The organism is Veillonella rodentium, from assembly GCF_900187285.1.
Classification (GTDB): Bacteria; Bacillota; Negativicutes; order Veillonellales; family Veillonellaceae; genus Veillonella; species Veillonella rodentium.
This window is the reverse complement of record NZ_LT906470.1, coordinates 1,795,024-1,809,750: the sequence shown is the minus strand read 5'-3', so window position 1 is coordinate 1,809,750 and position 14,727 is coordinate 1,795,024. Positions and strand designations below refer to the sequence as shown.

The following is a 14,727-nucleotide window of genomic DNA, read 5'->3' as shown; positions in this document are numbered from 1 at the left end:
GTCTAATCAGAAAAATAAGAAAACTACTATATATGGTAGTTTTCTTACTTGGTTTATACAGTATGTTACGATTATAGCGAAAAAATTCTATATATTCAATATTGACATTTAGAAAAATATCAATAAAGTTAATTCACAGTAATCGATATAGATTGAGAATGTCAGGTAGAATCACTTATTTGTATAATACACTAAATGTAATGCTACGCGTTCCGTACTCGTTAAAGAAGTAGGAATAGATATAAAGTCTATAGTCGGTACCTTCAATAACGACCGGTTTTGTAGAATTTTTGTCGATAGTAAGGAGCGTATCATAGATATGGTGAGTTTCCATGATGCCGTTCGGTAAAAATACCTCTAAATCCTTCCCGTCATTGACCAGATTGAATTTGATTGTACTGAAGTCGACAGTAGCTGTTTCCGCTGTACGTGTGGTGGGCTCATATAATTTCAATTCGATATGGGAAATGAAATTATTGTAGTCCCCGATGGAAACAATCTCGGGCTGCTCAATCGCTTTGAAGTTGATTGTTTGCAGCTTGATCGTATTTTCAGATTCCTCCTGTTTCGCTTTCATTTCATCGTCTTTTTGTACTTTGTAGGCACTGTAATCCGGTGAGAAGGTTCTGGCAATATCCAGATGCGGCTGCCAGCTTTCACCATCGTAATCGTAGGTGGTAAATTTCATATAGGATGTGTAACCTATGACAGGCATTAAGAGGACAGCCCCTAACGCGAGTGCCATGATAGACGTATGTACTGACGGCGTTAATCGTTTTACAAGGGAATAGAGGTTGTAGGCGAGGAAAATCAAGTTGAAGGCGGCAACGTAAATCGTGTTGAGCCAAAGCACAGGTTCATTAATAACGCGTTTGCCGATGAGGCATAAGCACAACAGTGTCAACGTAATGAAAAAGAAACAGAGCAGCTGCTGTGTTTTGCTTCTTTCAGTAGATCTGAAACTGGCCAAGTAGAACAGATAGAACAGCGACACATACGGATAATATGTGTAGAGGAATCGCGTGTCATCGCGAAGACCCAACAGAATTAAAACTAGATAGATGTTCGCAAGGATGCCCGTTATGATTGACGCCTTAGGGATAATAACGCCGAACACAACGGTAAAGAATGAACCCGGTTCGGGAGGACCTTCAGGGGATTCCCTGTACGAGCAGATCATGGTCGTACAGATAAACAGGTTGATTGATACCAATACCTTGAACGTGGCCTCCTTAAAGGGAAAGACATCGCCTAAAATGATATATAAGAACCACAAACTCATGGCAATGATGATGTTGTACAGCAGGGAGGAAACGATGGTGATACCGATACGCTTGAGCCGATTGATGATTTCCCCTATATAGTGGCCGTCGGCGGACGTGAAATAGAGGGTAATCATGGAATACAGCCAGAGGGCTGTCATGTTTTCGATGGCCATTTTAATGCCAGGTATATCCTGGTATGTTTTATAAATTGTATGTAATCCTGCGGCGATGATAATACTGACTATGGTGAATAATAGGGAATACCTTCGTTCGCGCGTTATATATGATTGTAATATGATGATGACCGAATACATTACGTAGAATATAGTATCTATCTGGGCAAACCAGTCAGTATTAATGTAGAACGGCGTGCAAGAAAACAGAATGATCAGAATTAATAACAGGGGCGAATCTTTTGCCAGGTTTTTCAATGATGACCATAAATGCGTCAGTGCAAATTTCATAGGTTGTTCTCCTTCTAAACATATAGTCTCCAGCTTATACATAGTATACTTGTTTTGTGGTGAAAGTCCTATGAGATTTTTGAGGTTTTACATGTATAGTGAATTACATTACAATAGCGGTAAGACATGGATGTTAATAGAAAAGAGGTAGCGCAATGGAGTTTTCATATTTTTTGCCGGTGCATATTGAATTCGGTTGGAACAAGGTGGACAGTGTTTCCGAGTATGTGAAAGCATACGGCAACAAAGCACTCATCGTGACGGGGCGGACCAGTGCCAAAAAGTCCGGTTTATATGATCGCGTAGTGGCAAAGCTTGATGCGGCACATATTGATCATGTATTGTTTGACAAGGTCGATGCTAATCCGTTGACAACGACGGCTTTGGACGGCGCCGCATTAGCCAAGTCTGAAGAATGTGACATGGTCCTCGCTATCGGTGGGGGATCTATCATGGACTGTGCAAAAGGCATTGCCTTCATGGCGGTGAACGACGGGGATATTAACGATTATATTTTCAATCGGAAAACGAGTGAGAATGCACTTCCCCTCGTAGTCATCCCGACGACATGTGGCACGGGATCTGAAGGGAACGGCTTTGGCGTATTGACGAATCCGGAGACGGGTGATAAAAAATCCTTGCGTTGCAATACCATCGTACCGAAGGTATCCATAGTGGATCCCGGTGTAATGGGAACGATGCCGCCGCATATATTGGCATCTGTCGGATTTGATGCGTTGTGTCATAACATCGAGGCGTACACGTCGAAAACGGCGCAGCCTTTTACGGATGCGTTGGCACACCATGCGGTAACATTGTTGGCACAATACCTGGTGCCTCTTTATCGTCATGTGAAAGCCGTTGCTAACGGACAGGCCGGTACACTATCTGATGAACAATGTAAACATGCGTGGGAATCGGTAACCCTTGCCAGCACAATCGGCGGTATGGTCATCAATACGGCCGGTGTAACACTTGGACACGGCATGGAGCATCCGGCCAGTGGTCTTAAAGATATTACGCATGGCGTCGGTCTGGCCGTGATTGAACCTGTTGTGGTGGACTATACATGGAACGGGAATCCGGAGAAGTTTGGTGCTTTAGCATGTATTTTTAATCATGGGGACGGATCTGAACTCGGTGAGGCATTACGAAGCGTGGTGAATGAGCTGGACTTAACGACGAACCTTACGAAACTAGGATTTACCAAACAGGATATCTCCTGGCTCGTCGATAATGTATACGTCGTAGCGGCGGGGAATCTGGCAAATACTATGGCTGATGTGAGCCGTGAGGATATTGAAATGTTGTATGAGAAAATGATGTGATTTTGTTATTATTGACATCATTAAAGCATATCTTTATAATGGGTTTTACAAAGAGACCGAAAAATTTATGGTTTCCGGTTTATAGGATTGGAGTTTTATAGTCTCTCTTAGTAGTTTATTGTGAGGTGTTTTATGGTAGAGCAGAATAATAAAAAAGTTGATGCCTTAGCGCAGGAGATTACCTTAAAGAGTCGAGGCCAAGGTAAGTTGCGCCAGTTTATCTTGTGGATGGGGGCGCTCATCATTGGCGCCATCCTGGGCTGGCAGCATATTCCTGTGCTCAATGATCTTTTCAATTTCATTGCCGCTGTGTTTACGCGGTTGTTCCAGTTTATTGCGATACCGACCGTATCATTAGCGGTTATTACCACATTGTCTATGCTGGGCGCTAAAAAGGATACGGGCCGTATCTTCGGTCATGCTGTAGTTTATACGTTGTTGACTACAATTTGTGCCGCCGCCGTCGGTCTCGGCTTGTATCTCTGGATTGCGCCGGGTAATTTACCATTGGATGTAATCGGCGCAGGGGCGGCTCAGGTGCCTGAAAAATTGGGCGCCGTAACGTATTACGATCACTTCTTATCCGTAATCCCTAACAATATCTTGCAACCGTACCTGCAGGCAAATGTATTGTCCGTGATGTTCATTTCCGCTTCTGTCGGTCTGGCTTTTGCTTTTATGCCTCGTACGGAAGGTCGCGAGGCGGTATTGAAAGTCTTGTTCGGTTTACAGGAATTATTGTTCACCTTGATTAAAGCATTGCTTTATGTGTTGCCGATCGGTATTCTTGCCTTTGCGGGGCAATTGTCCGCACAAATTGAGGCCGGTGTCATCGTAGGTGCATTAGGTAAATACACCGCTGTTGTTATCGGCGGGAACTTAATTCAATTCTTTATCGTAATCCCGTTGTTTCTACTGTTCCGCGGTTTAAACCCGGTTGACGTATTTCGTAAGATGTCTCCGGCCGTAGCGGTTGCATTATTTACAAAATCATCGGCCGCAACATTGCCTGTAACATTGGCGTCCGCCGAGGATAATCTGAAAGCACATCCTGCAGTGGCGCGCTTCGTACTGCCGATCTGTACAACCATCAATATGAACGGCTGTGCAGCTTTCATACTCGTTACATCCCTGTTTGTAATGCAAAATGCGGGTATTGAGTTGACCATCGGCACGATGGTGGCATGGCTATTTATTGCCGTTCTTGCCGCTATCGGTAATGCGGGGGTTCCGATGGGATGCTATTTCCTGACCTTATCCTTGATGAGTTCAATCGGTGCTCCAATCGGACTGCTCGGTATCATCTTGCCGATTTATACCATTATCGATATGATTGAAACCGCTGAAAACGTTTGGTCCGATGCATCCGTATGCGCGATGGTTGACCATGATCTTCAAGGTAAGCTGGACGACTCCGATGGAGATATGCCTCAATTTCAAGGCGTATAAATTAGACGTTAAGTAGAATATATTTATATACTGATGTATAGAGGTGCGTAGATGCGTATATAGATATTAAGTATATAAATATATTGAAGAACAAATATAATGATGTACGCACACAAAAAAGGTTATTCTGTTATGGGAATAACCTTTTTGTGACGTAATAAGTATTTAAAGGTAGAATGTAAACATAAACGGAATACTAGTAAATAGTCATATTGCTGGCTATATCATCTGTGATATACTTTCATATAAAATAATGTCGAAGGAATAGAAGGCCGGTCGGTATATTACGGTCTGAAAATAGCATGAAAGATAAAGTAACAACACCTATAGAGCAACAATTGAATAAATTTATTCAGTCGAAGTGCCTCATTCCGGGCGGTCTCGGTTTATGGGAAGCATATTTCCGTAGGATTTGTACGGCTTGGGGGCGCATTGACGGAGCTGTTCGACCGCAACATATCATTTTTGCAGCCGATAACGGATGCAATATGGAGGGGTGCGTAGGCTACAATTATGAGGTGACTCAAAAGCAGTCCAGAAATATGGTGCTGGGCAATACGGCGGTTACTCATTTCTGCAAATTTAATCATATTCCCTATGAGGTTGTCGATGTGGGAATCGCTTGTGATGAAGGCATCGGCATAGATTGTAAGGTGGCGAAGGGGACGAAGAATATTTTGCATCATAGCGCTATGTCAAAAGAGGAATTTAATCGCGCCTTTCAGGCCGGCTATGAACGGGTTCGGCATTATGCAGAGCAGGGGGCTAATCTATTTTCCTTTGGTGAAATGGGGCTGGGCAATACGACTACGTCCGCTTGTGTGTTATCCGCACTGCTGGGCGTCGAGCCTGAAAACACGGTAGGTCCCGGGTCATGGCCTGATAAGCCGGATTTGATGAAGCGAAAAATTGATTTCGTCTGTTCTGTACTTGAGAAACATAAAGAATATTTTACGGCGAGTAATGAAATCAATAGAGTTCATCAGATTGTGGCTCATGTGGGCGGCTTTGACATTGCCGCTATGACAGGGGCGATGATAGCCTGTACAGAATTGCGCTGTCCCTTTGTTATCGATGGTTTCATATCAGCTGTGGCGGCAGCGTGTGCGGTGCGTTTAAATGCGATGGTGAAAGCCTATGCCTTGCCGTCCCATTTTTCTCGTGAACCCGGTATGGAGCTGGCCCTTGCGGAGTTAGGACTTAGTCGGGATATGGTGCCGATACAGGCTCAGATGGCGATGGGCGAAGGCACAGGAGCTATTTTGATGGTGCAACTGTTGAAAACAATACAATATATGTTTGTCAGTGTAGGCACGATGGCGGATTTGATGAAACTGTAAATATGTGGTTATAGATATTAGTTATCCTTCTGTATATTCTTTGCGAATATTCCGTATCAAAATAATTTCAACCGTGACCATGGGACGAACTTTGTAAGTTTGGCACCGGTTCACATTGAACCTTTGGCAATTTATTCTAAAAAGATTACAGATTTAAAAGACTTACCGAATGGAGCAAAGGTTGCTATTCCATCCGACCCGACGAATAGTGCCCGCGCACTTCTCTTATTGCAAAGTGCGGGCCTTGTAACATTGAAGGATCCGACGGGTTTGACTAATACACCGTTTGATGTGACGAGCAATCCGAAAAATATCCAAATTGTAGAGTTGAAAGCGGCTCAAATACCTCGTTCGATTCAAGATTTGGATGCGGCTGTTATCAATGCAAACTATGCATTGCCGGCAGGCCTTAACCCTACAAAGGATGGTCTGTTCGTAGAAAAGGCGGACTCTCCATATGCAAATCTTCTTTCCGTAAACCCGGGGGACGAAAATAAGGAGTCTATTAAGAAACTGGCGAAAGCATTACAATCTCCTGAGGTTAAGAAATTTATTCAGGAACATTACAGCGGAGCAATCATTCCCGCGTTCTAGGTGATGAGTTTCTGATAGAATAGAGGCGTATATGAAGGTGTTTTGTAAAGCCAGAGTTTATAATGTTTTTGTTCTATAGATAAAAAGCGTAACACATATCACATTGAAGTCTCTTTTTATTATAAATTAATTAAAGGTATCAATAGATACTTTATTTTTATATTATAATGATATAATAATTTATAAAACCTATAACGAATTTGGCGTTGTAAATCAAATTAGGCATATTCTTTATAACTCATTGTAATATAGAAAAACTTAGATTTTAGCTGTATTTGTTGTATAATATAAGTATAGGATATTTAAAAAATTAGATGTTCTTGTGAAGGTTAGGTGTTACTGTGAAAGCTTACTTATGTTTAATTTCATTGGATTATATGTAAGGGCGTAGTTAATACGCGTTACTTTCACGTAAGAAAGTATGATTTTGATTGAATCATACGGTTATCATAAAGAGAGGTATCTATGCAACACATGCTACGCATGGGGATTGATGTGGGGTCTACGACTGTTAAGGTCGTATTATTGGACGAACAAGATAATTATTTGTATAAAAAATATATTCGCCATTATGCTAACATTTTGGATACCGTACATACTTTGCTTCAAGAGGCTCAAGTGGGTTACGAAGATGCACCGGTACATGTATCTGTTACGGGATCCGGCGGTATGGCTATGGCTGAAAAGGTGCGTGTACCGTTTGTACAAGAGGTTATTGCGGAAACGCGGGCCATTAAGGCTTTATATCCACAGACGGATGTCATCATCGAATTAGGCGGTGAAGATGCGAAGGTAACCTATTTAGGTCAGACCGCTGAGCATCGAATGAACGGTTCCTGTGCAGGGGGTACGGGTGCTTTCATCGATCAGATGGCGACATTATTGCAAACGGATGCATCCGGTCTCAACCAGTTGGCGATGAATGCCGATACGGTTTATCCGATTGCGGCGCGTTGCGGTGTTTTCGCCAAGACAGACGTGCAGGCGTTGCTGAACCAAGGCGCATCTCATGAGAATATCGCGAAATCCGTATTCCAGGCCATTGTAAATCAGACGATTGCAGGTCTTGCGTGTGGTCATAAAATTGAAGGTAATGTGGCCTTTCTCGGCGGTCCGTTGACATTCTTGTCCGAATTGCGCCAATGCTTCTGCGATACATTGAATCTTGATGAGGAACATCGCATTATTCCTGAGAACGGCGAGCTTTTCGTCGCATTAGGGGCTGCGTTGATGAAAGAGGACTGTCGCGACATCACGGTAGGTCAGTTGACGAAGGAAATCGGTAACCTTATCGGCGAGCCTATGGAGGCGACGGACCGTATTGATCCGCTGTTTGCCAATGAGCAGGAGCTGGAGGCATTCCGTGCGCGTCACGCGAAGGCGGTGACTCCGAAAGCGAATATCGAGGATGCTGAAGGACCTTGTTATCTCGGTATCGATGCAGGGTCGACAACGCTGAAAGTAGTGCTGATTAACAGCAATAAGGAAATTATTTTCTCTCATTACGGCCCTAACCACGGAAAACCGTTAGAAAAATCCCGAGAAATCATTGAAAAAATATATGAACAGTTGCCGAAGAGGGCTTATATCGCTCATTCCGGTGTTACCGGCTATGGCGAAGCTTTCTTGAAACGCGCCCTCGGTATCGATATCGGGGAAGTGGAAACGATGGCCCATTATCGGGCGGCCCGTTTTTTCTGCCCTGATGTGTCCTTTATCCTGGACATCGGTGGACAGGATATGAAATGCTGTAAGGTTCGTGACGGTTATATTGAGGATATCGTATTGAACGAAGCCTGTTCCTCCGGTTGCGGTTCTTTCATCGATACATTCGCGACCGGTCTGCGCATTCCTATCGACCAGTTCGCCAAGGAAGGCCTGTTGGCACCGTTGCCGATCGATCTGGGGTCCCGTTGTACGGTATTTATGAACTCCAAGGTAAAGCAGGCTCAAAAGGAAGGTGCCACGGTACAGGACATTGCGGCCGGCCTTGCGTATTCCGTTATTAAAAACGCCCTTTACAAGGTTCTCAAGGTAAAAGATCCTAAAGAACTGGGCGACCATATCGTTGTACAAGGCGGTACGTTTTACAACGAATCCGTACTGCGCGCCTTTGAAAAATTGATGGGCGTAGAGGTGATCAGGCCTGATGTTTCCGGATTGATGGGGGCTTATGGCATGGCGTTGCTTGCGGCTGAAACGGCAGAAGACCTCCAAACTCAGAACAGCACATTGCTCGATAGCGAAGGGCTCGCATCATTGCAGGTGTCAACGACGATGCGCAATTGCGGTCTATGCTCCAATAACTGTATGCTCACCATTAATGCCTTCTCAGACGGGCGTACCTATGTGACGGGTAACCGTTGTGATCGCGGTGCGGGCGATATGATTCAGGAGGCGCGAAAACCGGTGCCGAACTTGGTAGAGGTCAAATTACGTCGTTATTTCGACTACTACTTAAAGAAAAATATTCCGGAATTTGAAGGTAAGTTGCGTGTCGGCATTCCTCGCGTGCTCAATATGTATGAGGACTTTCCGTTCTGGTTCACATTCTTCAATACATTAGGTTGTGAAGTCATCTTATCCGATTACACCACCAAGGATCAGTATAACAAGGCTATCGATACGATTCCGTCCGATACGGCATGTTATCCGGCGAAGGCTGTACACGGTCATATTCGCGATTTGGCGAATTCTCAGGTGGACTTTATATGGTATCCATGTGTGCAACATGGGCCTAAGGAGTTCAGCCGAGACAATAATTATCACTGTCCGATGGTTATTTCCTATCCGGAACTGATTAAAAACAACATGCAGGATGTACTTGGTGATACACCGTTTCATAGTCCGTTCCTGCCGTTGGCGGATAAGAAATCTCTTGTTCCCGCCCTTGTGAAAGCATTGGATTTCCTTGATCTCAAGAAAAAGGATATTGCCAATGCTGTCGAAAAGGCTTGGGAAGAGCAGGAAAACTGTAAGGCTTCGTATCGAGAAACTACAAAGAAAACTGTATCCCGTCTCGTAGCGGAACAGATTCCGACCATCGTGTTGGCGGGGCGTCCGTACCATTTGGATTCCGGTATCAACCACGGTATTCCTGAACTTATCACATCCCTCGGGATGGCTGTCCTCACCGAGGATGGGGTAGCACCTCTCGGCAATGAAATCAAACATCTGCGCGTTGTCGATCAATGGTCATACCATAGCCGTCTATATCGTGCAGCTGAATTTGTGAGTCGTACGGAAGGATTCCAAATTGTTGAGCTTAACTCGTTCGGTTGCGGCCTTGATTCTATCGTAGCCGATCAGGTGAAAGACATACTTTCAGCAAAACATAAGATTCATACATTATTGAAGATTGATGAAGGTACGAATCTCGGCGCTGTTACGATTCGTTTGCGCTCATTACAATCCGTAATGGAACGCAGCTTGAGACGTCATCATAATCCTGAGGCTCCGGAAGAGGTCGTTGTGGATCAAACGCCGGCTTATGATTATAACCGCGTCGTGTTTACTGAGGAAATGCGCAAGACGTACAAAATTCTGGTGCCTCAAATGTCACCGTTGCATTTTAGCCTCTTGGAACCTGTTCTTCAGAGTGAAGGCTATGATTTTGATTTGTTGCCGGCTCCGACTCGGGATGATATCGAAGTAGGCCTTAAATATATCAATAATGATGCTTGTTATCCGGCTATCATCGTCATAGGGCAACTCATGTCCGCGTTGTTATCCGGTAAATACGATGTAAATAAAACCGCTGTTATCATCTCTCAAACAGGTGGCGGCTGTCGTGCGACGAACTATATCGGTTACTTGCGTAAAGCCCTCATCGATGCCGGCATGAAGCAGGTTCCGATTCTATCCCTCAATGCGAGTGCTATGGAACGTCAGCCGGGCTTCAAATTGACTAAGGGCTTCCTGCATCGTATGATTCAGGCTGTCGTATACGGCGATGCCCTCATGCAATGCGTACTGGCTACACGTCCGTATGAAACGAATCCCGGCTCTACCGATGCATTATGTAATTACTGGGTTGAAAAGCTTCGCAAGAATATTACTTCGGCGAGCCTTCGTCAGTATAGCAAATACATCAAGGAAATTGTCAATGATTTTGATAATCTTCCGGTAGATAAAAAGGTACAGAAACCTCGCGTCGGTGTCGTAGGGGAAATTTACGTTAAATTCCATCCGAGCGCTAATAACCATATCAATGAACTCATTGAAAAAGAAGGTGGCGAAGTCGTTACATCCGGCCTGCTTGACTTCTTCCTGTACTGTGCAATGGACAGCACCTATCGCGCTAAGCATCTGGACGGTACATGGTTGTCCGGTTTCTTCGGTACCTTGGCCCGTGAAGCGCTCGAATTATATCGTTTACCATATGCTAAGGCCGTTGCTGCGTCGAAACACTTTGATCCGTTACAACGGATGACGAAGGTGGCGAAAGAAGCGTCTCACTTTATCGATCTCGGCAACCAATGCGGTGAAGGCTGGTTCCTCACAGGTGATATGATTGATCTCATCGAAAAAGGTGCTAAACAGGTCGTGTGCTTGCAACCGTTCGGCTGTCTGCCAAACCACGTAACCGGTAAAGGCATGGTGAAAACACTATCCGCCGCCTATCCGGACGTGCGCATTGCCGCCATCGATTACGATCCAGGCTCCAGTGCGGTAAATCAAGCAAATCGTTTGAAACTGTTATTGTCTACAATGTTCGAGTAAATGAGTATTCCGTTATATTTTCAATGGGGTCCCGTTACATATCGATAATTTAATTAAAAAGAGACTACCTATACCTCCGCGCTCCAAAGCGAGCTAAGTCGCGCATCGGTATAGGTAGTCTCTTTTTATAACTGTATATATGAAGCAGTCCCATTGAAAATATAACTAGTGCAGATGGTAGAGGGAGGGGGCTGTAACAAAACAGCCCCTTTTCTCTACAATCAGTTGAGCATGTGCTTTCCGTTATGGTGCTTAGTCTATTTGTAAAAAAATTAGTTGATTTTAATTTAACTGTATAGCCCCTCAATGGGATGCCTCCATAGTTAGTGTTAATATAAATAAGATACCCCTTTCCGAAGCGATTTTACGGAACGTAGTGACGTACTGAGCAAGGAAAGGGGTATCTTATTTATATACTAATAGTATTCTGTTGTAGTCGGGCCCCATTGTGGGGCTCACATAAATGTATAAAAGAGATTATTCTTTTTCTACTAATTCATATAGGCACAATAAGGAAAGCACTGCACATACTAGCATTGTTACCCCCATGGGCACCCCTGTATGTTCTCCGCCTATACCAACGAGTGGAGATACGATACCGGCAGAAAACATATTAGCGAAACCGAGTACGGCGGATGCGCTACCGGCGAGTTTTCCGTATTTTGTCATCGCCATGGAAAAAGAGGCGGAACCGAATAGGGAGACAGTGCATACTGTAAAGAACAAGATGATTGATACAGGTATGAGCGGCCACTCAAGGAGCATAGCCGTTAAAAATAATATGGACCCGATGGTGAGTTGCCAAAGGCTGAATGATAACAGCTGACGATCTGTTATGACGTTGCTTACTTTAGCACTGATGAAGCTGGCTAAGATGATGCCGCAGCTGTTGATACCGAAGAGGTAACTGAATTCTTGTGCAGATAGTCGGAATATATTTTGATATACAAAGGATGAACCTGAAATATAGGCAAAGAAGGCACCGAATGCAAAGAATTGAATTAGAGTTTGGCCTAGGAAGGCGTTGTCTTTAATGAGTTTGACATAATTAGTCAAGGCTGTGCTCACACCTCCGGTAACACGTTGATCCTTCGATAAGCTTTCACGAAATAAGAACGACCCTATCAATAAGATAAAGGAGAATACCGCCAAAATGACAAAAATCATGCGCCATGTGGTGAACAGCAGCAGTTGCCCGCCGATAAGCGGTGCCAATACAGGGGCCAATCCGTTGACCATCATGAGTAGCGCAAAGAGTTTTGTCAGCTCTGGTCCCGATGCAAAGTCACGGGCGATGGCCTTGGCGATAACGACTCCTACAGATCCGGTTAAACCTTGTAGAAAACGACCCAATAACAGTATTTCGATGCTTGGTGCGTAGGCGCAGATAATACCGGAAATAACGCATAATAGATTTCCGATAATAAGTGGTGTCTTACGGCCCAGAGTATCGCTGATAGGACCTCCGAAGAGCTGTCCCAAGGCGATACCGAAAGTCATGATGCCGATGGTCATTTGAATATTGGAGGCGGATGTATTGAGTTCGCCGGGCATAATCGGTAAGGATGGCAGGTACATGTCGGTTGCCAATGGTGTTATGGCTGTTAATAGACCGAGAAAGAATACCAGGATAAAGGAAACTTTAGTAGAGTTTTGCTGTGTCATAGAATCCTCCTATACGAGAAATGGGAAAAATAAAAGCCTGCGAATCGTGTTTCGCAGACTGCATGTAATGTTTTGACTCAAATATTTTATCATGATTGAGCTGAAAATTCTATAGATTTATGTTTGATCGCGATTATAAGATCCTTCATAATAAAAAGGAACAGCTCGTGGAACCGTTCCTTTTTATGTATATGTTTAGAAGAATATATGATGGATTTCATGGATGAAATGCTGACCGAAGTAGGAGATACAGCCGTGCATAACGATGAAGATGAGGAAGTATTTGAAAGCGCTGTTCATGATAACATTCGCCTGTACTTCGTTTTCTAATTTATGAGCTTCTTCGGCGCTGATTTCCTTATGGCTTTCCAGATATGCTTTCAAAGCAGGACCTACGGCACCGATGGAAATTGCAATGGATTGTGGAGACAGCATTTTACCGATACCGGCTGCACCGGAGTTAACGGCTGCCAACCAGAAGCCGAGGTCTTCCCAGTTTGCAGGGGTTAGGCCTTGAGCCGCAGCGATTTGAAGCGGGCCGAACAGTACGTTGGAGTTTGTTCCGGAACCGGTCAGGAACGCACCCAATGCACCTACGATAGGAGCGAATAGCGGATATAAGGTACCCGTACCGGCAACCATTGCTTTTGCGATATCTGCAGTCATACCGGAATACGTCATCAATTTAGCTGTCATAACAACCGTGATGATAGTAAGGTATGTGAATTTCAAATTCTTAACAGTGCTACCCAATGTACCGAAGATTTCACCGGCTTTTGCTTTTTGGATGAAACCGCCAACAATACCGGCGATGAAAATCATGATACCGGGAGTTGCAATCCATACGAATGTATAAGGTTTAGCACCTTGACCTGTGTAGATTGGTACAGAAGTCTTAATAGATGCTAAAGGTCCGTTGATTGCAGGGAATAATTTAGAAGTTAATAACAATAATACGAAGATTAAAATGAACGGCATAGCTGCTACAAGGCCTTCACCACCGGAAACCTTAGGAGTTTCTCCTGTCTGTTTAACTGCGTATTCAGGGTCATTAGGAGGCATGATTTTTGCACAGATAATAATAACCGCCATGATTACGATGGAGGCGGAGATTACGGACAATTCAGGACCCATTACGGCATTGATTACTGTTTCAGGAACCGCTAATGCTAAACCGGAAAGCAAGGTAACGAGGAATACGCCTTTCAATGCTTTGATACCGCCACCGATGATCATAACAACAAAGAATGGCGCAATCAAGTTGAGTAAGAATAATTGTACAGAAATGAATGTACCCAAATGACTTGGATCAAGGTTGGTCAAAGATGCCAATGTAGTTGTCGGAATACCGATGGAACCGAATGTAGTAGGTACGGAGTTTGCAACGAGACATGCAATGATAGATTTTAGCGGATCGAAACCTACGGCAACCATCATAGCAGCAGGAATTGCAACGGCAGTACCAAAACCGGCCATACCTTCCATGAAAGCACCGAAACCCCATGCTAATAATAATGCAAGTACACGAGTATCAGATGTTACAGAAGAAAGCATGGTTTTAATTGTTTCCATGGCTTTTGTGTATACTACCAAGTTATAAACAAAGATAGCAGCTGTAATAACTAATAGGATTGGCCAAAGGGCCAATGCGGCACCTTCGAGGGCGCCTGTCGCCATGTGGAATGGATCAGCTTGGAATGCTGTAATGGCGATAACAAAAGAACCGATTGCGGCAACAGTGGTTGCTTGCCATGCCGGTAATTTCAAGATGGATAATGCTACGATTAACCAAATGATAGGCGCTAACGCTAATAAAACGGTGATAGCACTCATTTCTAAAATCATCCTTTCGATAAAATAAAAATTTTTATATGCTTAACAGGACGATGTAGTGTTAATC

The 14,727-nt window shown here is 44.1% G+C and carries 7 protein-coding genes and 1 pseudogene; 5 read left to right on the top strand and 3 right to left on the bottom strand.

Features of this window, described 5'->3' with window-relative positions; translation table 11 throughout:
• Positions 1-175: 175 nt before the first annotated feature.
• Positions 176-1,729, bottom strand: coding sequence for a hypothetical protein (locus CKV62_RS08375; protein ID WP_095066502.1), 1,554 nt, complete (start codon positions 1,727-1,729; stop codon positions 176-178).
• 155 nt (positions 1,730-1,884) lie between these two features.
• On the opposite strand from CKV62_RS08375, the gene CKV62_RS08370 reads away from it, so the two are divergent.
• The 5 genes and pseudogenes from CKV62_RS08370 (at position 1,885) to CKV62_RS08350 (ending at position 11,162) form a co-directional block, all read left to right on the top strand.
• A complete protein-coding gene (locus CKV62_RS08370; RefSeq protein ID WP_095066501.1) occupies positions 1,885-3,057 on the top strand; it encodes an iron-containing alcohol dehydrogenase in 1,173 nt (390 codons plus the stop codon).
• Positions 3,058-3,189: 132 nt separating this feature from the next.
• Positions 3,190-4,506 carry a dicarboxylate/amino acid:cation symporter gene (locus tag CKV62_RS08365; protein ID WP_095066500.1) on the top strand — a complete coding sequence of 439 codons (1,317 nt, stop codon included), beginning with the start codon at positions 3,190-3,192 and terminating at the stop codon, positions 4,504-4,506.
• A gap of 302 nt (positions 4,507-4,808) precedes the next feature.
• Positions 4,809-5,846, top strand: a complete 1,038-nt coding sequence (locus tag CKV62_RS08360) for a nicotinate-nucleotide--dimethylbenzimidazole phosphoribosyltransferase (RefSeq protein WP_095066499.1) — start codon at positions 4,809-4,811, stop codon at positions 5,844-5,846.
• 36 nt (positions 5,847-5,882) lie between these two features.
• Positions 5,883-6,440: pseudogene (locus CKV62_RS08355) on the top strand (MetQ/NlpA family ABC transporter substrate-binding protein); the annotation flags it as partial.
• A gap of 465 nt (positions 6,441-6,905) precedes the next feature.
• A complete protein-coding gene (locus tag CKV62_RS08350; RefSeq protein WP_095066498.1) occupies positions 6,906-11,162 on the top strand; it encodes a 2-hydroxyacyl-CoA dehydratase in 4,257 nt (1,418 codons plus the stop codon).
• A 477-nt stretch (positions 11,163-11,639) separates the two neighbouring features.
• Here CKV62_RS08350 and CKV62_RS08345 read toward each other — a convergent pair whose 3' ends face one another.
• Both CKV62_RS08345 and CKV62_RS08340 read right to left on the bottom strand, forming a co-directional pair.
• Positions 11,640-12,827, bottom strand: coding sequence for a multidrug effflux MFS transporter (locus CKV62_RS08345; protein WP_095066497.1), 1,188 nt, complete (start codon positions 12,825-12,827; stop codon positions 11,640-11,642).
• A 195-nt stretch (positions 12,828-13,022) separates the two neighbouring features.
• Complete coding sequence (locus tag CKV62_RS08340; protein ID WP_095066496.1) at positions 13,023-14,660, bottom strand: L-lactate permease; 1,638 nt, start codon at positions 14,658-14,660, stop codon at positions 13,023-13,025.
• Positions 14,661-14,727: the final 67 nt, after the last annotated feature.